A 20,721-nucleotide genomic window follows, 5' to 3' on the forward strand; every position below is an offset into this window, starting at 1 on the left:
CAACTCAGTTTGAACCTTACAGATCCTGTTAACTTGTAGTGATGGAAGACAATAGAACACAGATAACACGCGCAATATCATTGTTGTTCAGTTTCAAGAGATTTCTCACTACACAAAAGCTGTTCACGTACATTGGAAGATTGTCAATATTCTTAAATCCACGCTTGGCTCGTACAAAGTCTTGGAATAACGAAAACTTCGATTCACATTGATTGTTTTGCCCAAGTCTCACAACAATATGATTGATATTCTTGTATAGTATCTTCACTGCACCATATGCACCAAGTCCATCTGTAATTAGTTCGATTGTTCTTTCGTTGTTACCAAAGAACTTCTCTAACAATATCTTCACTTGACCCATATCGCGATATTTGGATACATGCCAAGCAACAATAAGATTCGAATCGTGCTCAACTAAGAACCAAACGTAGTACTTTTTGGATTTAAACAAAACGACAGTTTCATCACCATGGACTTTGAAAGCATCTACAGGAACGAGGATGGAAAAGAAACAAGACAACTTAAGGATCCACTTGTAGATAGCGACATGAGAGACTTTGATATTAAGTGAGTCTCTGATGGAACGCAAGGACACAGCTTTGAAATAAAGGACGAAGGCTTTAAGGACAATAAAGATAGGGAAGCGGAAGAACTTGAAAGAGTCGAAAGGAAGAGGGACAAATTGAGGTAAGTTAGTTGGGATTTCGTCTCTGGTATGGCAAGAACGGCAACGGAACTTAACGAAGGCTTTTTTGATTTTGTGGATTTGCATAGTTTTTCCACAGACAGGGCATTTAGGATAAGGGAAAGAGAAGAGCTTGTGTTTTTTTGAATGAACAAGTCTGAAAGTGCGCTTACAGTCTTTGCAAAAGTATTGTTGGTTACCGTACTTATCATGACCGTTTTTGTAGATGTTGGTAGAGCCGCATTTGGGGCAAGAGACTACAGAATTTTGCATAGTGGAGTACCTCCTTTTTGTGAGAATTGATGGTGGGGGGTGTTCCACTAATAAGAAGATAATACGGTTTTTGGAAATTTTCAATACTTTTAGTTAACAGCATCACCTTACAGATGCTGTTAACTTGTAGTGATGGAAGACAATAGAACACTCATAACACGCGCAATATCATTGCCATTCAGTTTCAAGAGATTTCTCACTACACAAAAACTGTTTACGTACATTGGAAGATTGTCAATATTCTTAAATCCACGCTTGGCTCGTACAAAGTCTTGGAATAACGAAAACTTCGATTCACATTGATTGTTTTGCCCAAGTCTCACAACAATATGATTGATATTCTTGTATAGTATCTTCACTGCACCATATGCACCAAGTCCATCTGTAATTAGTTCGATTGTTCTTTCGTTGTTACCAAAGAACTTCTCTAACAATATCTTCACTTGACCCATATCGCGATATTTGGATACATGCCAAGCAACAATAAGATTCGAATCGTGCTCAACTAAGAACCAAACGTAGTACTTTTTGGATTTAAACAAAACGACAGTTTCATCACCATGGACTTTGAAAGCATCTACAGGAACGAGGATGGAAAAGAAACAAGACAACTTAAGGATCCACTTGTAGATAGCGACATGAGAGACTTTGATATTAAGTGAGTCTCTGATGGAACGCAAGGACACAGCTTTGAAATAAAGGACGAAGGCTTTAAGGACAATAAAGATAGGGAAGCGGAAGAACTTGAAAGAGTCGAAAGGAAGAGGGACAAATTGAGGTAAGTTAGTTGGGATTTCGTCTCTGGTATGGCAAGAACGGCAACGGAACTTAACGAAGGCTTTTTTGATTTTGTGGATTTGCATAGTTTTTCCACAGACAGGGCATTTAGGATAAGGGAAAGAGAAGAGCTTGTGTTTTTTTGAATGAACAAGTCTGAAAGTGCGCTTACAGTCTTTGCAAAAGTATTGTTGGTTACCGTACTTATCATGACCGTTTTTGTAGATGTTGGTAGAGCCGCATTTGGGGCAAGAGACTACAGAATTTTGCATAGTGGAGTACCTCCTTTTTGTGAGAATTGATGGTGGGGGGTGTTCCACTAATAAGAAGATAATACGGTTTTTGGAAATTTTCAATACTTTTAGTTAACAGCATCAGAATTGATGGTGGGGGGTGTTCCACTAATAAGAAGATAATACGGTTTTTGGAAATTTTCAATACTTTTAGTTAACAGCATCACCTTACAACAGGGGGGAGCAACATGGAAAACACAAGAAACAGGGACTACAACGAACTTACAAAAGAAGAGCTCATCCAAAAAGTACGTGAATTAGAAGACGAAGTCTCAAGACTTAAAATGCGCGAATCTGAACTTGAGATGCTCTTGAACGAGTACTCTTCAATAATGAAGAAACAATTCGAAGTCTTCGACGATTTCATCAAAGATGTGGGAACAAGACGTATGATAGACCCTCTGACAAGGGTCTACTCACATGAGCACATTTTAAAACTCATATCCTACTACCACCAGAAGGCGTTCGAAGAAAGCTTCGGATACTCGCTACTAACAATCACTATAAATAACTTCGACAAACTTGAGCAAATGGAAAAAGAACGCGTTTTACTGAGCATAGGAAAGTTACTAAAAGAGCTTGTCAGAGTGCCGCTTGATAGCGTTGGACGGTCCGCTGAAGACCAGTTCATAGTCTTGCTAACTGAGATTACGAAAGATAACGCACTAAAAGTGAAAGAGCGCATAGAGAATGCGCTCGCATTGCACAACATCGACGCTGCTGTAAAGTTTGCAGCATATCCTGACGATTCGACAAATCTTGAAGAGCTCGTAAAGATGGTTCAATAAGCTCAGTAGTTCATATTAGATTTAGAAAGGAGACTTGCCCAATGGGTTCAATAATCGTCGAGAGGTCGCAGTTAACAGGTGAAGTGGAAATTTCCGGGGCGAAAAATTCAGCACTTCCTCTGTTAGCTGCCGCACTATTAACAGAAGAGGAAGTCACTCTTCATAAAGTACCGGTCCTTTCAGATGTTGAAACAATGATAGATATCTTAAGAACCACAGGAAAAAAAGTGGTGTTTGAAAAAGACAAAAACACCGTTCACATATCTGGTCCAATAGTCCAAACGCACGTGCCTTATGATTTAGTAAGGAAAATGAGAGCATCGTTCAACGTCCTTGGTCCCATCGCCGCACTCATGGGTGAGGCGAGCACTCCACTTCCTGGTGGTTGTGCAATAGGTGTGCGACCTGTGGATTTCCACATCGAAGGTCTTAAAAGACTGGGTTTTGATATTACGTACGATCACGGTGAAATACTTGCCAAAAGAGGTACAAAACAAGATGGAGTAACCGTTTATCTACCATTCCCAAGTGTCGGTGCCACCGAGCACATAATGAGCACAGCGTCGATACTGCCCGGTACCACAATAATTGAAAACGCCGCGATGGAACCGGAGATAGTGGATTTGCAGAACTTACTTAACAAAATGGGTGCGAAGGTTTCAGGAGCCGGGACAAGTAGGATAGTTGTTGAAGGTGTCAAGAACTTACACGGTTGCGAGCACACGGTCATACCAGACAGAATTGAGGCGGGCACATACGCTATTGCTCTGCTTGCCACACGTGGAGAAGGGTTGATCAAAAACGTCAATCCAGAACATCTTGATGCACTCTGGTTTGTCCTTGAGAGAACTGGTGCGGTCGTGAAAAAGGGTCCAGACTACGTTGAAGTGAGGTCATGGAACCGTTGGAAAGGATGTGACATCAACGTACTGCCTTACCCAGGCTTTCCGACAGACCTACAACCGCAAATAATCGTATATCTTGCACTTGCAGATGGTACGAGCACCGTTACGGAAAACGTGTTCAAAACACGCTTTGCACACGTTGGCGAACTTGTCAGAATGGGAGCAGATATGAGAATAAAAGACAACACGGTCTTTATAAACGGTGTTCCCAAGCTGGAAGGAACAACCGTTATGGGCACAGACCTAAGGGCAACCGCAGCACTTGTGATTGCAGGTCTTGCAGCGGAAGGAACGACCGAAGTTACACAAGTTGAACACATATTCCGAGGCTATGAAAACGTTATTGAGAAATTCGCGAAACTCGGAGCAAAGATTAAGTACGTCCCCGGAGGTGCACCTGAAATTTGAGAATGGAGCAGCCAGAAAAATCAGGTACTGGAGCTGAAATTAGGCGATCAAATCATCCGAAGCGTCCCCACTTTCTAAAAATCTCAAGGAACTTTTGGCTCTTTTTGATAGATACTGCTCTACTTTTTCTTTCAGGTGCTGTTGCGCTCTTTGTCAGATTCGGATTCGATTTCGCAGAGATGCGCAAGTACGCATCTGGTGTTCTGTTATTGATCCTATTCACATCGCTTTCCAACCTGTTGAACGGCACTTACCAAATCGTTTGGCGCTACGCTCAGCCGGTTGAATTCTTAAAGCTTCTCAGAGGGCTTTTCATAGGCTACGCTTCCACTGTGTTGTTCATCCACTTCACGAGGATTGCCGTGCTACCCAGGTCCGTTGGTATGCTTACATTCCTTGGTGGGTACTTTTTGCTCTTCAGCGCAAGGACCACGTACCAATTCTTGTTGAGCATTCGAAAGGCATCCGGCAAGCGGATTGCGATAGTTGGTGCAGGGGACGCCGGTGTTATTTTACTCAACGAAATCAAGCGCACCAACTACGGACATGTACTTGCCTTCTTTGACGACGACCCTTCAAAATTGCACAAGACGATAGCCAACGTGAAAGTAGTGGGTACCATAGAGCAAATAGACAAATTCATCGATAAACTTGAACTCGATGAAATACTGATAGCGATTCCTTCAGCATCAAAAGAACTCATAGCGCGAATTTCAGATAAAGTTGTTGAGAAAGGTGTGACGTTGAAGACCTTCCCTCCGATATCTCAACTTTTGGACAGAGAACCGACGATTGAGGACCTGAGGGAGATCTCCATCCAAGACATCATCGGAAGAGAGCCTGTAACGGTTGACCTGCGTTCAATAAGTGGTTATATATCAGGCAAAACAGTCTTAGTTACAGGTGCTGGCGGAAGCATCGGTTCGGAAATCGCAAGGCAGGTTTCTAACTTCTCACCAAAAGGTTTAATTCTTCTGGGGCGTGGTGAAAACAGTATATACGAAATATACAACGAACTCAAAGAAAAAGCCCAAAATCTTGACTTAATCCCCGTAATAGCCGACGTAACAGATGAAAAATTGATGGACCAAGTCTTTTCAAACCACAAACCAGACATCGTCTTCCATTCTGCTGCCCACAAACATGTATTCTTCATGCAGACGAACCTTTACGAAGCACTTAGAGTCAACACATTAGGAACGATAAACCTAGCGAAACTTGCGTGTATACACAACGTTGAACGGTTCGTCTTCATCTCGACGGACAAAGCGGTCCATCCTACATCGTACATGGGCCTGAGCAAACGGATTGCGGAACTTTACCTTCTTACCATTCCCAAAACGTGCACTACACGTATTTCAATCGTACGGTTTGGGAACGTCATAGGTAGTCGCGGAAGCGTGCTTTGGAAATTCAAAAAGCAAATCGAAAAAGGCGGTCCTTTGACCATAACTGATCCAAGGATGAAGCGCTACTGGATGAGCATCCCAGAAGCTGTCTCCTTGGTCATACAATCCGGTGCCTTTTCAAACAGCAGGGAACTCTACGTACTGGACATGGGTGAACAGATCCCCGTTGAGAAAGTAGCAAAAACGCTGGCGAAACTCATGGGAAAACCGGACATACCGGTTGTCTACACAGGAGCAGTGCCCGGAGAAAAGTTTGAAGAAGAACTATTTTACGAATTCGAAATCCCGGAACCAACCGACCATCCCAAGATCTCTCGTGTCAGATACACCGAAATCTCACTAACATCCGACCAGATAGAAACAATAGTTAAACAAGCGATGGAACTCTTCGTTATTGGAAAGGAAAAAGAGGCAGTTGAATTACTAAAGACAATCTTGGATGCGGTAGTACAAAGCGAACAGCAAAAATAAAAAATCGGCAGGGTTCAACCCTGCCGATTCAATCTTTTAACTCTCTTGGCTTTCTATTTTCTTCTTTTCCTCGATCGCCATCTTAATCTCATCTGGCCCGAATGTATAAGTTGTTGAACACCACTTACACGTCACTTCCGCTTTACCTTCCCCGAGCATCTCATCCAAATCGCTGAGGTCTAAAACCTTGAGAGACTCAAAAGCCTTTTCCCTACTACAAAGGCACTGAAACACAACGTTCATCTCTTCAAGCAACAACTTCTCCGTTCCAAGCACGTGTTTAGCGATCTCTTCTAAACTCTTTTCTCCTAAGAAATTCGTAATCGCAAAACTGTTGAGCCTTCCTTCGATACCGGATATTACCTGTTCTGGTATACTTCTATCCAAGATCTGAACAGCCAATCCACCTGCCTTTGCGACACCTTCCTTGTCCATCAACACACCAAGAGCGAATGCAGATGGAATTTGCTCGGATTTTGTATAATAATACGCAACATCTTCCGCTATCTCACCTGAAACAATGGGTACTTTTGAAACAAATGGCGTCTTAAGCCCCACATCCCTCACAACAGTGAGGTCTCCGCCACCGATAGCACTCTTCACATCGAACTTTCCAAATTCGTTCCTTTCCAACTCAAACGACGTATTCGTTATATACCCCCTAACCGTCCCTTTCCAGGTCGATTGTGCGACCACGGTTCCTGCCGGTCCGTTGCCACTGATAACGAACGTGATAGTCTCTCTTTCTCCAAGCCACGGGATGACCAACATCGAAGCGCTTATCAACCTTCCAAGCACCACAGTGGGAAGGTACGATAGCTTGTGTCTTTCCCTCAACTCCTGAACAACATCCTTTGAATCGGTGACTGAAAACCTAATCATTCCGTCGTACGCAGTCCCGTAGATCAACCTTGCCATCCTTTCGCCTCCCCTTGGACTTCCTATTTTCTAAAACAAGTTTAGCAATTTCCATCGAAAATAGCAAGTGTTGATAAACTCTTATCATAGAACCGAAAAAAACTGGCACCTTTTCAGAAAGCGTGTGGTATAATTCAATCAGAGCGAAAAAGCTCACTGTCCCAGAATGGGGGGTATAACATGCCGGTGGTAGATGCTGTCAAAATCGAAGAGTTGATATCTAAAGTTCCCGGTGTAAAAGCGGTTAAAGTTGTGGGAGACGGAGCAGGATTGCACGAAATTCACGTGATCACGACGAGCGATAAAAGTCCAAAACAGCTTGTCAGGGACATTGAAACCGTTGTCCTTGCAAGCACAGGCATCAGGCTCGACAGAAAAATCATCTCGATAGCCCAGGTCGAATCGGATGTGAAGACACAAAAAGTCCTTCCTTACCAAATTTCAAACCTAAAGGTCGAGCACGTAGACGAGCGAAACATCCGCGTAACGGTCACGATAGAACACGGTGAAGAGGAGTTCTACGGCGAGTACAGTGGTCCTAAGACATCGCGAAACATCCCGAGGGTTATCGGCAACGCCGTTCTCAACGCCCTTTCGGAAATTCACGATTTTGCACTCTCATTCGACGATATCGCCGAGGTCTACTTTGTTGGGAAAAGATACCTTCTTGTGCACATCACAAAGCAGTACAACAATGTAGAAGAAGGCATAATCGGAACAGCCGTCATCGAAGGAAACTACGAAAGAGCTGTAGCGGAGGCGGTACTCGATGCGTTTAGGAGGATTTAAGAGAATAGTACTTGTTTTTCTTTTCAGCGTCTTATTCAGCACCTCATTTGCTCACTTGGTTATCCCAGCGATACCGGAAGTCTATTTCACAGGGGCTTATCCCCTTCCAGAGAGTTGGTTGAGCAATCAGTTGATACCTAACAACACCGTGAAGCTGGAGCTCAACTTTTCATTGTACACAGCCAGTTGGCCTACGACAGTAACAACGAAATACAGTGGATGGTGGGGTGTTCCCGCAAACCCTGCTGAAAACATCTTCTATCTCCCAGAAGAGATACCGCCGTTCGTAAATTTAGTACTTGACTACAAATTGGACAACTTCTCACTATACTTGGAGTTACCTTTTGAAAAAGAATACCGGAACAAACTCGTGACCTTATCAGAGCACACGAATCTACCTTTTAGCCTGTTCAATCCGCTTGATATGTCGAAGCTCTCAGTTGATTTGAATTTCCCGCGCATAGGTTACATATACTTCGCCAGCGACAATCTCTACTTATCAGTCGGCAGATTTCCACTCAAGTGGGGCGATGCGAAATACCCCGTCCATATCTCACCAACAACGTACCAGGACAACATAACGTTTGCGCTGAGATTCCCTGGAATGACCTACACATTCCACGCGATAACTTCGTATCCTCTATTGTCACCGCAAGAATACGCTGTCCAATCGAATTATTCAGACCAACATACCGCTGGCAGGTATTTCAATGAACCATCGAAATGGATAATTGCTCACCGATTTGATTTTTACAACACGTTTGGAGATGCAAATCTAAGGATTGGGTTTGGCGAGCTCAACGTTGTCGGTGGTAAATACCTGGACCTAACCGACTTCAGCCCGATACTCATCTACCACAACACGTACGGTGAAGGCTACAGCAACGTGACGGGCAGTGTGGATTTTTCTCTCAAATGGAAATTTCTTAGTTTATACGGCGAATATGTTCTTGACGATATAGTTGGTCCAACAGAAGTTGGATATGGTTACAAGCCTGGTGCATCCGCTTACGACATCGGTGCAGAAGTGGATTTTGGTAACGTCTTGTTGTGGGTGGAGTATGCCGAAACATCGGAGTGGATGTACGTAACAAACTATCTGCCGTATCTCAGAATTAGCGTGCGGCATTTTGATCTGGAAAACAACCCATCCGGGCGACTCATGTTCGACTATCCGCTTGGCTTTATCTACGGTCCCGATGCCAAGATGCTATCGTTTGGTTTAAAGGGAAACTTTTTAGGTGTAGATTTAGAAGCTGTGTACAACATGTTGACAAAAGGACTTGTAGATGACAACGGTACAATACGTTGGAAATGGTTCTGGGATGGCTGGCCAGGAAATGTTGCAGAACCGGGCGCAACAACACCACAGCGCGCAGGTGAAGAAAACTACAACATCCTTTCATTGAAAGTGTCCTGGAATAATCTCACATTCTTCTACAAAACCGTTGATTTAAATAACTACTTCCTTTCTGTGAACTACAAAACAACGTTCTAAGAGTTACCATTTTTTCAGTTTTAATACTCATGATGAGCCCCATCACTTCGGATGGGGCGTTTCTTTATTTAGTTCATGTTAGTCCTTGTAACATTGTAACATTTAAACTATGCTCAATGATATAAAAAAACTCTTTACAAAAGGTAAACGTTTGTGGTATAATCTTAAAGAAATTCAATATCATTTTAAGGAGGGAAAAGCATGGCAAAAAAGACGATTATGGTTATCGACGACCAGCCAGAGATTCTCGAATTGGTGAGCTTCACTTTACAAAAAGAGGGATACGAGGTCATCCCTGTTGAGGATGCAGAAAAGGCGTTGCAGGAACTTAAAGACAAAGATGTGGACATGTTCATTGTTGATATCATGCTTCCAAACATGGACGGTTTTGAGTTCGTAAGGCACATCCGCGCCTCTGAAAAGCACAAATTGACACCGGTAATATTCCTCAGTGCGAAAGGCGAAGAGTTTGACAAGGTTCTCGGATTGGAACTTGGTGCTGATGACTACATCGTTAAGCCGTTCAGCATCAGAGAATTACTTGCAAGAATCAGAGCGGTCTTCAGAAGAATGCAGCTTGGAAACGTTGTAAAAGAAGAAAAGCCAAAGAAGATAGTTGCGAAAGACCTTGAAATCGACATCGACAAGTACGAAGTCAGGGTAAAAGGAAAGAAAGTTAGCCTGACACCACTTGAATTTGACCTGCTCAGATTCCTTGCCGAGAACGAAGGTAAGGTCTTCTCCAGGGACGTTCTCCTTGACAAACTCTGGGGCTACGATTATTTTGGTGATACAAGAACCGTTGACGTGCACATCAGAAGATTGAGAACGAAGATCGAAGAGGATCCATCAAACCCAAGGTACGTTGTAACGGTACGCGGAAAAGGATACAAATTTAGAGATCCTGGAAAGGAAGAACAATAATTAGATGACAATAGTTACGATTATTAGTATCGTCCTTGCGATTACATTTGCTGTCTTGTACGCTCTGGCAAGGAAAAACGAAAAAACATACGCAAAATACATGGACAAAATCGCTTTAAGTATAGGAGAGGAGGCAGGTACTCCTCCCCTATACATTTACGAGCGCGTTAGGAAAAAATTGGAAGAGCTGGAAAAGAAGATCACGGAAACAGAACGCGAGAGGCGGAACATATTTACTATTCTCAACAACATAACGGACCCGATAATAATCGTTCGCGGTGACGGTGTCGTGACATTTGCCAACATAGCCGCTCGCGATATCACACGTCCAGGCATCGAAGGTCGAAGGGTTTACGACATCATCGAAAACTACCATCTGCTGGAACTGTTCGAAAGGGCGCTCGCAACAGGCGAGATTCAGAGTGCGGATGTCTCTTTAGTTGTCGATGCTGAAACACGTTATTACGATGCAAAGGTCGTACCAATAAAATTCGACGAAGAGAGCGAACGTTACATCATCGTATTGCACGATACAACGAAAGAAAAACAACTCGATAAATTGAGAAGGGAATTTATCTCAAACGTTTCCCACGAACTCAGAACACCGCTCACCTCTATCCATGGTTATGCAGAAGCGCTCCTTGAAGACGACCTATCAAACAAAGAACTCGTTAAAAAATTCCTAAAGGTCATCGAAAGCGAATCCGCACGTATGACAAGGCTCATAAACGACCTGCTTGACCTTGAGAAACTTGAGTCCGGTGACACGAAATTCAATTTTGCACCTATTGAAATGTGCGAGGTGATGGACAGAGTTTACAGCATCGTTGAACCACTTGCACACGACTACGGTGTGGAACTGGAGATGGAGTGCGATGAGCCGAAAGTCGTCTACGGTGATTTCGACAGGCTCGTCCAAATGGCTCTGAACCTCGTTGACAATGCTGTGAAATACACATCCATAAAAGAATCCGGTGAGAAGAAAGTTGTTGTAAGGTGCTACGAAAAAGAGGACAAAATCGTCTTTGAAGTCAGAGATACGGGACCTGGTATCCCAGAAGATGCGCAAAGAAGACTCTTCGAAAGGTTCTACCGCGTCGACAAAGCCAGAAGCAGAAAAGTTGGTGGCACCGGTCTTGGACTTTCTATCGTAAAAACAATCGCAGAGCGCCATAACGCAACCATCACATTTGAAAGCAAAGTCGGAGAGGGTACAACGTTCAGAGTGTTTTTCAACAAATACAAAGAACAAGAAAACCAGGTAGAAACAGCAGGCAATCAAAAGCAGGGAAGATGAAATAACATCAAACGTCGTAATCAAAATTTGGAGATTTTGGAGGCGTAGATGATGCGAGCGTACGATATAATACTCAAAAAGAGAAATGGTGGAAAGCTCTCGAAAGAAGAGATAGAATTCATGGTTAGCGGATACGTAAAAGGTGATGTTCCAGACTACCAGATGGCCGCATTCCTAATGGCCATTTACTTTCGTCATATGGACCCAGAGGAACGTGCGATACTAACAGAGGTAATGGCGAATTCCGGTGACCGGATAGATTTGTCTTCGATACCTGGGATCAAGATAGACAAACACTCGACTGGCGGTGTCGGAGACAAAACGACGCTAGTAGTAGGGCCTATTGTTGCCTCACTCGGTGTGCCCGTTGCGAAGATGTCCGGTAGGGCACTCGGCCACACAGGTGGCACGATAGACAAACTCGAGTCGATACCTGGCTTTCGCACAGCGCTTTCCGAAGAGGAATTCTTCGAAAACGTACGGAAGATAGGTATCGCAATCGTAGGCCAGACGGCAAACCTTGTCCCTGCCGACAAGAAGATATACGCACTCCGAGATGCAACGGCGACCGTTGATGAGGTATCTTTAATAGCATCGAGCATAATGAGTAAAAAGCTAGCTGGTGGAGCAGACGGCTACGTGCTCGATGTGAAAGTTGGTAGCGGTGCGTTCATGAAAACTTTAGAGCAAGCAACGGAACTCGCCGAAGCCATGGTTGGAATTGCGAAAGCACACGGTAAAAAAGCGGTTGCTGTTCTTACAAACATGGATGTCCCACTTGGAAAAATGGTGGGGAACTCACTGGAAGTATTGGAAGCAATCGAGACGTTGAAAGGCAACGGTCCTGATGATTTTACCGAGCTTTGCTTGAATTTGGCTGCATGGATGTGTCATCTTGCAGAAAAAGGCACATTTGAAGAATGTCTAAAAATGGCGCAAGAAGCACTGGAGAGCGGAAGGGCACTTGAAAAATTTAGACAACTTGTTGAACATCAAGGAGGCAATCCGGAAGTAGTCGACAGGCCCACCGAAGTATTACCGATGACGGATAGAACCGTAGAATTCACCGCACCGCAGAATGGATACATAACGGCCATAGATACAGAAAAAATAGGCATCGCCTCAAACTACCTCGGTGCTGGTAGAAAGACGAAAGAAGACACAATCGACTACCGTGTTGGTATTGAAATACTTAAAAAGCTTGGCGATTACGTGGAAAAAGGTGAACCTATTGCAAAACTCTACATCTCAGAAAAGAGTGATGTAGAGTCTGCACTGAAACTACTTTTGGAAAGCTACGAATTCAGCAGCGAAAAACCCGAGCACAAACCGATAATCCTCGGAATCGTGCAGTGATGTGCTTAGCATTGTCTAATCGTTCAGAATACTACGCAATATTGATAATTCATGGGCGGGTGGAATAATACATCCGCCCATTTTCATTCTTTCATCTTGTTGTTTTACCGGTTCTTGAAATAGTGGTTTAAACATGGTATAATAATTCAGCAAGTTATCAATTTAGAAAAATAAAGCCCAAGGGGTGTTTGCTTCCGTGCTTTCAAAATACTCGAAGCTCTTGAAATTCATTTCTATCATTTTTCTAACTTTGGCAACCTTTTTGGCTGCCCAAATTTTTTTAATCAACAACAAAGTCTTCGAACCTTCGAATGGCTACTTCACGGAATCGCAACTCCGAGACATGGGGTTTAACATCGTAAAAAACGAAAGAGTCTACCTTATTTACAACAAGAAACTCATCATCGGTTCCGACGGTGATTTTCTTGTCGATTTCGACCAGTATGTACCAAAAACTTACATATTGTCGAATAATGTGGTGCAGGTAAAGGCGGATTTCATTGCAAACTTCCTTAAATTGACCAAAATCAACGACGTGTATTACGACAAGCCATTTACAATAACAAGTATCAGCTATGAAGACGACGTTCTAACTATCACGCTTTCTGTGAGCGCAAGAAAAGAATTTCTCAGTGCGTCGCTTTCCAACAACGTCCTGTCACTTAAACTCTCACCTGCACAGGGTGATGTAAAGGTCCCTTCCGGTGTATCGATTTCTAAGACGAATCACACCATTTCATTGGGAGTTGCAAAGGCGATATCGAGTTACAAAGTAACGTACTCGGGGAACAACATAGTCGTTGAGATGGAACCTGTCATTAAAAGGATAGATTACATCCAGCGTACAGAGACCTTTGCTGGAAGAACATTCACGGTCAACTACATCATCGCAGACCCAAGGTACACCAACATAGCACCTTTACTGCCGTCAAAGGGCATAGGTTCTACGGCGACCTTGGCGACAATTCTATCTCAAAACGGTTATTCAAACGGTGTGAATGCGAATTACTTCGACCCGTCAACAGCATTGCCGATAGATATAGTCATTGCGAACGGGAAAGTCCTCTCGCACAGGTACGGATTAAGGCCGATGTTTATCCAGACAGTTGATGGTAAAGCATTCATTAAGAAGGCATATGTCGACATCACGATAAGGATTGGGGGAACTTTGCTCTTGGTTAAGGGTGTTAATACCACATCATTAAGCGAAGTCAACCTCTACACCTCCGAATTCGCACTCAGGATACCAAACGACAGGACAAAAACTTACATCGTTGTGAGAAGCGGAAAGGTATCGTCTATAGGGTATGTTGCAAGTGTACCTGCAAATTCAGAGGTTATCATGCTCAGCAACGATGTAAAGAATAAGTTCTTGCCCGGTCTGTCCGTTGGTCAGAGTGTCTCTATTGAACTTTACACGGACGAGGGTTACCAGATCAAGAACGCTGTTGGTGCTGGTCCTTTGCTCTTGCAGGACGGCAACATTATTCCCGATGCGGCTGAAGAGAAGCTCCGTTACGGTGGAGGTATACCAACAACACGTGCCGATAGAACGATAATAGCTATAAAGGATGGCAAAGTGCATCTAATAACGATAGAAGGCAAAAACGGTTCTGGAATGAACTTCGATGAGGCTGCCCAGTTCCTGAAATCCAAAGGTTACGAATCTGCGATGATGCTCGACGGCGGTAGCTCAACCTCGATGGTCTACGCGGGAAAATACGTAACAAGCGGCACACCTCGAAACATACCTGTAGCACTTGGGGTGAAATAGATTAAATAATAAGCTAAAAAGCTGCCCCACTCAGGGCAGCTTTGATTTTAAAATTTGGATTTCTCTTAAGAACTCATCAAGGTGCGGTGCGAACGTCCAACCTTCAAGTACCTTCTTAGCCAACTTATCCGCAAAATTGTTCAAATGGTTACCTTTATGTGCTTGAACCTTCACAAATTCAATATCTATGTATCTTTTATAACGTTCAATGAAAGTCTTGTACAACCTTGTTAGCTCAGTTTTCGTCCTCCACTCACCACCGATCCAGAACGCAAGTCCGGAATAATCGTGGAATATCCGCAATTTCTTTATACCTTCCTTCCAAGCGTAAAAAATTGCATACATCACAGCATAAATCTCACCGGAAACATTTCTGTGTGCTGCCAATTCTTCTGATTCGATACTGAAAGCAAATTCTTCAATCCTATCGCCGCAAACAAACACAACACCACTTCCAATGATACCGTCTTTGTAACTCCCATCTGTGTAGACATCGCAGCTTATCTTGTTCATTTTTTACCACCCTGTTGCGTTTGGTAACTTGACTTTCTATTTCTCAGTGGCAGCACGTAGAACTTCCAATATTCTCGTATAAAAAGCAGAATTGGAAGTGCAATCAACACACCGGCAAACCCCAGCACACTTCCGAAAACAAATATCGAAAGCAGTATTACAAACCAGTGGAGCTTCAAATTGTTCCCCTGTATCCTCGGCCCATAGACCCAAGATTCCGTCTGATTCACAACAACAAGCAGAACTGTGAGCCAAATCATGCCCTTAACGCCTTGCGAAGTGAACGCCAAAAGGTACATCGGCACAGCCGTGATCAGCAATCCGACAAATGGGAAAAACCCGCCTATGAAAGACAAAATCCCCAAAGTCATTGCGTACGGCACACCGATGACGTAAAGCCCTATCGTCGTAAGTGTCGCGCTCAGAAAAGAAACAAGCACTTGTCCGCGCAAGTACCTTTTCACTGCACCGAAGAAATGAAGGATGAACTGTTCTCCGTACCCTGGATCGTCGACAAACAACAAATTGAGCCTTTCTTTGAAATAGAACCTGATGCTCTCTATACCCGCCATCGTAACGATGAGCAGCACGATCATAGTGAAAAGCGATGGCAAGACGTTTGCAACGTACTTCAACAACTGTGTAAGGAACGAAGAGATGTTGGTTTTAAACTCGTTCAAATAATTAAGCACCCAGGGTGGCAGGGCTAAATTAAACTGTGCTGACTGTGCACTCTGGAGCACAGAACTGATTTGATTCACAACTATCGGGAAGAACGAACCAATTGCGTACGCAAAAATCAACACGACAATCACGTAAGCAACTACGGCAAGATAACGTTGCTTTGTCTTTTTCAGCACGTAATCGTATGGCACACTCAGAATCACTGAAAAATAATAGCCCAATATGAGCGCACCAACAACAAAAGGCACCTTCCAAGCAAGGAAGATGAAAAAAACAAAATAAACCAAAACTAGCCACGTATCCCTGAAAACTGACCGTTCAGGATTCCCGACATTCTCTCCAACCTTTGATTTCTCATTCTTTTCCTTCATCCTCATTGGACTCCTTAACAATTTTCTTTTCAATTTCCAGCACAAGTGCTTCCGCGGTAGCGAGGTTTGTTGCAAGCGGAATATTGTGCACATCGCACACCCTCAAAAGAGCGCTCACATCAGGTTCGTGCGGCTGAGCGGTGAGTGGGTCTCTTAAGAAAATCACAAAATCGATTTCTCCGTTAACAATCATCGCACCGATCTGCAAATCGCCACCGTACGGACCTGAGTGGAACTTGTTCACCTTCAGCCCGATTTTCTCCTCAATCACCTTTCCCGTAGTGCTTGTAGCGAAAAGTTCGCACCTTTCGAAAACGTTTTTCCACTCCTTAACAAACATCGCCAAGTCTAGCTTCTTCTTATCGTGCGCAATAAGTGCTACTCGGATTTTTGCCATACACATCGCTCCCATTACCCTAAATTTTCATTGACAAAAACGTACGAATTCTCCAACTTGCGTTGCGCAGCCAAATGCCGCTGGACATACTGACCGCAGTTGCTACCTATCTTGTTTTCTTCCAACTCGCCAACACTGATGATAACTTCATACCCATTCCTTTCCAATTCCTCAACGAATTTCCTGTGTTTCAACACAAGCCCGCGTTCATCCACATCCGAGTTCAACCCGTTCTCAACGGCTCTGTAGGTCGGATTAACCGGAGTAATCTTTACTAAAAACTTCTCCGGAGCAAAGTACCTCATTATAACCGATGCATCTGCCTCATTCTCCTGGGCGAGTGCGAAATTCAGCGTTACTTTTCTATCGCCTTTTTGCACAAACCGTTCACCGTACTGCGCAATCTTTTCAAATCCCCATTTTTTAACTGGAATGATCTTATCTCTTTGCTCTACACTCGTGCTGTGGATGGAAAACTGTATCTGGAATTTTCCGATATAGTACTTATTTTTAATCTCAAGCAGTCTTTCAAACCAAATCTCCCTACCAATTGGTGCGACGGTACTTATCGAAGGCATCAACCCGGGAGCATCGAGCAGTTGCGGAAGATCTTCAAGTGCGCCGAGCACATGGTCGTTCAGTGCAGGTTCCCCAACGCGCGCAAACTGGATTTTGAACTTTTCAACTGGAACGTGCGTGCCGAATCGTTTATTAACTAAAAACAGAATCTGCGCTAAAATTTCCTCTTTCGTCAACTTCCTTTTGTAATACCCACCTGCATCGCACATCGCACAACCCACCGGACATCCATCCATTGTAGAGACGATCAAGACCCACTTTTTCTCCCTTGGTATAGGTGGCTGGACAGACTCAACAAACTCTATCAGGGCGCCGTTTTTACTTTCAGCCAAGTAAACCATAGCGATATCTTCCTTACCGTAGCTGGCAACGATCTTCAAATCGTTCAGAACATGCTGAACATCGGAAAGTTTCATAACCTGAAACACCTCCAGCCAAGCATTTTATTTTTTATCTAATTAACTGTTCAACAATCTCCATCGCACACCTAATTCCATCGCCGATAGCGATCGAAGACTGCCGGATATCTGGATGCGCCGCATCACCGATCACATGCACAGGCATAGACTTTGCTGTTACCTTGGGCATTTTTCCTTCTCTGCCGATGGCGATCAAGAGTCCATCTGCGATGTATGAACCGCCTTTTGTGTAGATGTACACCTTCTCGCCCTTGTGCTCAACGAAGGCTACTGGTTCTTTGAGTTTGATCACAATACCCCTTTGCATTGCGTACTCAACCAACCTGCTAACAGCTTTCAACCTATCACTTCTCACAAAAACAATTGGTTCCATTCCATCTTCCTTTGCATGAATCGCGTAGTCCAGCGCAACGTCTCCCCCACCGTAAATCGCTACACTGCCGATATCTTTAGGAAGCTCTACATATTCATAGAACGTCTTTGGACCTTCCAGCTGCTCAATTCTTTTTGCCTCTGTACCTGTTGCGACAACTGCGATATCGCACTGGTATCTCCCATTTATCCCTGCAAGCTTGTATTCATCAACGCTTAAAATCTCATCTTTAACAACTTCTATTTTGTAGTCCTCAACGTACCACTTCAACCGATTTGCAAATTCAATGCCGGATATAAATCCAACGGGTGGGAAATTCTCAACTCGCCACGCGTTCCTTATCAGACCGCCGATCTCTTCTTTCTCATAGATTGTAACATCAACGCCGTATCTTTTCAACAAAACCGCGCAGGCAACGCCCGCAGGCCCACCGCCGATTACTCCCACCTTCACATTGAACCACTCCTGTTTTAAGCTCGTTTAAAAAAACCGTGGCGGAAAGCCACGGCCTTGTGATTTTACCGACTGCGAAGGTTCTATTGAGACCTCACCTCAAATTCCCAAGTCTTGCTCTTTGTCTCTTCACCGTGCCTATCTCTTGCCACAACGTACCAGTAGTACTTTCCAAGGACGTTGATTGGTACAACCACAGATTTATTAGTTGTCGTATAGGGTGTGACCGACGAGAAATCATCGCTGGTATTTATATAAACCTCGTACGTTAGACTATCTCCGTCAGGATCCGAACAATCCCAGCTCAGAGTAACCGTTGTGGGCACACCTGAAACGGGAACCTGACTGCCATCAGCTGGGTTTGGATTTAGTGGTATGTTAGGTGCCTCGTTGGGCTTTGTTTTGAGACTCCATGTGGTGCTGTAGGCGTAGTTACCGAACGAATCTTTCACTTCCACCCTCCAGTAGTACGTCGTAGCAGGTGCAACTGAACTGATCGTATGGAAGATCTCATCATCTGTCTTACCAGTCACCGTGGCAACCAGTTCCATGTTATCGGCTTTACCAAAGTACACTAAGTACACAAGCCTATCCAGTGCGGTTTCTTTATCTGTGCTAGCCCTCCATCTGAGTGTGATGTTGTTAAACGAAATCCCATTCGCTCCATTCGACGGCGACAACAGTACAGGTGCTGTTGGTGGCCTATCCTCGTCTGTTATCGTGAAGCTCCAGACTGGCCCTTCCACCGGTGGGTTATACCCATCGCTTACAACCACTTTCCAATAGTACGTCTTCCCAAAATCAAAAAGTCTGGACGTGCTGTAGGTTTTTGTTGTCAAATTACTGGCTTCAAGCTTCAAATTGTCAGGGCTCTCACCTATGTACAATTCAAATTTCAGGGCATCACCATCGGGATCCGAACAATCCCAAGAAAAACGCTCGATCCTATTTGGAAGATTGCGCGCACCGTTAGCCGGATAGGGCGATGTAGGAACACTTGGCGGAGTATTTCTGTAGGTCTCAAACGTAAACCTGTCACTTTCCGTTCTGCCCCCGTGCCTATCTTTCGCTGCAACGTACCACGTGTAAGTTTTTCCAACATCGAGCAGACTATTTACATCGATTGTATAACTATTTGAAAGCACAGCACTTCTTTTGTGCACTATCTGCGAACCTGAAACCAGAACGAACTCGTAATCCACGTCATCTTCGTCTGGGTCTGTAGCGTTTGTCCACGTAAAGGTGATCTGCTTAGCACTGACGAAATTCACCCTTGCATTATTTGCCGGATTGGTTAACTCAGGCTTGGTTGGTGGGGTATTAACCTTCGTTGTGAACTGAAAACTCTCGGTTCGTGTTTCACCGTATTTATCCACCGCCGTAATAGTTAACGTGTACAACGTACTTGGACTGAGTCCTGTGACTTTGTACTCAGTGAGAGTGGAATTAGAAAGCAGTGCTTGGCTCTCGGCACCACTCGCCTTGAGTGTCACGGTAAACTTCAGGTCTTCGTAATCTCTGTCGTAGGCCTGCCATTTCAACAACAAATTATTGAACTTCACATTCGCTTCGCCGTTCTTAGGGTTCATTAAATCTATCCTGTCGGGCGGTTCGTTCTGCTTGGTTTTGAAGGTTGCTTCAGAAACCCCACTTTTCGCGCCCCATGGGTCAATTGCCTCAACGGTCCAGCGGTAATTTGTCAGCTGTTTCAAGTCCTTAACAACAGCCGAATTTGTTGCGCTGGTCGTCTCGTAAACAGGTACATCTTTTCCAACCTCAAAAACCCTTACAACAAACGTCAGCGTATCATCGTCTGGATCGTTGGCATTCCAAGTCAGAGCAAGTGCGCCGAATGGATGTCCTTCGGTCTTGTCAGGTTTCAATCCATACACACTCGGTAGAGAATTCTTCTTTGTGGTGAAATACCACATCGAACTTGCTCCGGAATCGTTGCCTTTGCGCCTAACGTACCACTTGTACTTCGTGTCGGGTTTGAGCCTTCCTTTTGGAACCACAACCGAAATGTTTTGCCCTCCGTTCACCACTTGCCTAAAAACCTCGGCGTTTGTATCTGCTTCTTTGACGATCACTTCGTACTCTCCGTCACTCGGTGTACCAAAAAGCAGCGTGGTATTATTGAACGGGACGCTCTGCGCGTTGTTTTTAGGTTCCAACAATTCGGGACCACTCTTTTGAGGTGTTACACAAGCACTTAAGAAGACCAAAATAAGGACGTAGGAGCATAAAAGCAAAGTTGAAGTTTTGAACTTACCAAACATTCCAAAACCCCCTTTTAGTTATTTTTTCTACTGTTCTTACCGTTATTATATCACAAAACCAAAAATTATCATACCACCACCAATAGCT

The 20,721-nt window shown here is 44.0% G+C and carries 18 protein-coding genes; 9 read left to right on the top strand and 9 right to left on the bottom strand.

Annotation, left to right across the window (positions count from 1 at the left end; translation table 11 throughout):
• Nucleotides 1-28 precede the first annotated feature (28 nt).
• Both CBS1_RS10520 and CBS1_RS10525 read right to left on the bottom strand, forming a co-directional pair.
• Nucleotides 29-958 carry a DDE-type integrase/transposase/recombinase gene (locus tag CBS1_RS10520; protein WP_033191365.1) on the bottom strand — a complete coding sequence of 310 codons (930 nt, stop codon included), beginning with the start codon at nt 956-958 and terminating at the stop codon, nt 29-31.
• Nucleotides 959-1,077: 119 nt separating this feature from the next.
• Nucleotides 1,078-2,007 (bottom strand): DDE-type integrase/transposase/recombinase, encoded by a 930-nt coding sequence (locus CBS1_RS10525; RefSeq protein WP_033192800.1) that lies wholly within the window; start codon nt 2,005-2,007, stop codon nt 1,078-1,080.
• 209 nt (nt 2,008-2,216) lie between these two features.
• Here CBS1_RS10525 and CBS1_RS08230 point away from each other — a divergent pair, with 209 nt between their 5' ends.
• The 3 genes from CBS1_RS08230 to CBS1_RS08240 are packed head-to-tail and all read left to right on the top strand — an operon-like array spanning nt 2,217 to nt 6,009.
• Nucleotides 2,217-2,816: a diguanylate cyclase domain-containing protein gene (locus CBS1_RS08230; RefSeq protein ID WP_033191519.1), complete on the top strand. Its 600-nt coding sequence runs from the start codon at nt 2,217-2,219 to the stop codon at nt 2,814-2,816.
• Between the two features lie 41 nt (nt 2,817-2,857).
• Entirely contained in the window at nt 2,858-4,129 is a 1,272-nt protein-coding gene (gene murA, locus CBS1_RS08235; protein WP_090222422.1) for a UDP-N-acetylglucosamine 1-carboxyvinyltransferase, read from the top strand.
• A 2-nt stretch (nt 4,130-4,131) separates the two neighbouring features.
• The gene (locus CBS1_RS08240; protein ID WP_090222484.1) at nt 4,132-6,009 is read left to right on the top strand and encodes a nucleoside-diphosphate sugar epimerase/dehydratase; all 1,878 of its coding nucleotides are present in this window, start codon (nt 4,132-4,134) and stop codon (nt 6,007-6,009) included.
• A 36-nt stretch (nt 6,010-6,045) separates the two neighbouring features.
• On the opposite strand, the gene CBS1_RS08245 is transcribed toward CBS1_RS08240, so the two are convergent.
• A complete protein-coding gene (locus tag CBS1_RS08245; protein ID WP_090222423.1) occupies nt 6,046-6,927 on the bottom strand; it encodes an Hsp33 family molecular chaperone HslO in 882 nt (293 codons plus the stop codon).
• 180 nt (nt 6,928-7,107) lie between these two features.
• Between CBS1_RS08245 and CBS1_RS08250 the strand changes: the two genes are divergently transcribed.
• From CBS1_RS08250 to CBS1_RS08275, 6 genes are all read left to right on the top strand, one after another.
• Complete coding sequence (locus tag CBS1_RS08250; RefSeq protein WP_084383992.1) at nt 7,108-7,716, top strand: hypothetical protein; 609 nt, start codon at nt 7,108-7,110, stop codon at nt 7,714-7,716.
• On the top strand, nt 7,697-9,214 hold the full coding sequence (locus CBS1_RS08255; protein WP_090222425.1) for a hypothetical protein: 1,518 nt from the start codon (nt 7,697-7,699) through the stop codon (nt 9,212-9,214). Before CBS1_RS08250 ends, CBS1_RS08255 begins: the two co-directional genes overlap by 20 nt.
• A 201-nt stretch (nt 9,215-9,415) precedes the next feature.
• Complete coding sequence (locus CBS1_RS08260) at nt 9,416-10,138, top strand: response regulator transcription factor (RefSeq protein WP_033191515.1); 723 nt, start codon at nt 9,416-9,418, stop codon at nt 10,136-10,138.
• 4 nt (nt 10,139-10,142) lie between these two features.
• Entirely contained in the window at nt 10,143-11,435 is a 1,293-nt protein-coding gene (locus CBS1_RS08265; protein ID WP_033191514.1) for a sensor histidine kinase, read from the top strand.
• Between the two features lie 51 nt (nt 11,436-11,486).
• Nucleotides 11,487-12,791, top strand: a complete 1,305-nt coding sequence (locus CBS1_RS08270) for a pyrimidine-nucleoside phosphorylase (protein WP_090222427.1) — start codon at nt 11,487-11,489, stop codon at nt 12,789-12,791.
• Between the two features lie 196 nt (nt 12,792-12,987).
• A complete protein-coding gene (locus CBS1_RS08275) occupies nt 12,988-14,565 on the top strand; it encodes a phosphodiester glycosidase family protein (RefSeq protein ID WP_033191512.1) in 1,578 nt (525 codons plus the stop codon).
• Nucleotides 14,566-14,595: 30 nt separating this feature from the next.
• On the opposite strand, the gene CBS1_RS08280 is transcribed toward CBS1_RS08275, so the two are convergent.
• From CBS1_RS08280 to CBS1_RS08305, 6 genes are all read right to left on the bottom strand, one after another.
• Nucleotides 14,596-15,078: an RNase H family protein gene (locus CBS1_RS08280; RefSeq protein WP_090222429.1), complete on the bottom strand. Its 483-nt coding sequence runs from the start codon at nt 15,076-15,078 to the stop codon at nt 14,596-14,598.
• A complete protein-coding gene (locus tag CBS1_RS08285) occupies nt 15,075-16,133 on the bottom strand; it encodes an AI-2E family transporter (RefSeq protein ID WP_090222431.1) in 1,059 nt (352 codons plus the stop codon). The genes CBS1_RS08280 and CBS1_RS08285 overlap by 4 nt, the downstream gene beginning before the upstream one ends.
• On the bottom strand, nt 16,117-16,530 hold the full coding sequence (locus tag CBS1_RS08290) for a methylglyoxal synthase (protein WP_090222432.1): 414 nt from the start codon (nt 16,528-16,530) through the stop codon (nt 16,117-16,119). The genes CBS1_RS08285 and CBS1_RS08290 overlap by 17 nt, the downstream gene beginning before the upstream one ends.
• 14 nt (nt 16,531-16,544) lie before the next feature.
• Complete coding sequence (locus tag CBS1_RS08295; protein WP_164969296.1) at nt 16,545-17,489, bottom strand: radical SAM protein; 945 nt, start codon at nt 17,487-17,489, stop codon at nt 16,545-16,547.
• A 70-nt stretch (nt 17,490-17,559) separates the two neighbouring features.
• Nucleotides 17,560-18,354, bottom strand: coding sequence for an NAD(P)/FAD-dependent oxidoreductase (locus CBS1_RS08300; protein ID WP_090222436.1), 795 nt, complete (start codon nt 18,352-18,354; stop codon nt 17,560-17,562).
• A gap of 83 nt (nt 18,355-18,437) precedes the next feature.
• Nucleotides 18,438-20,633: a fibronectin type III domain-containing protein gene (locus tag CBS1_RS08305; protein ID WP_090222438.1), complete on the bottom strand. Its 2,196-nt coding sequence runs from the start codon at nt 20,631-20,633 to the stop codon at nt 18,438-18,440.
• Nucleotides 20,634-20,721: the final 88 nt, after the last annotated feature.

It is taken from the genome of Fervidobacterium changbaicum, from assembly GCF_004117075.1.
Lineage (GTDB): Bacteria > Thermotogota > Thermotogae > Thermotogales > Fervidobacteriaceae > Fervidobacterium > Fervidobacterium islandicum.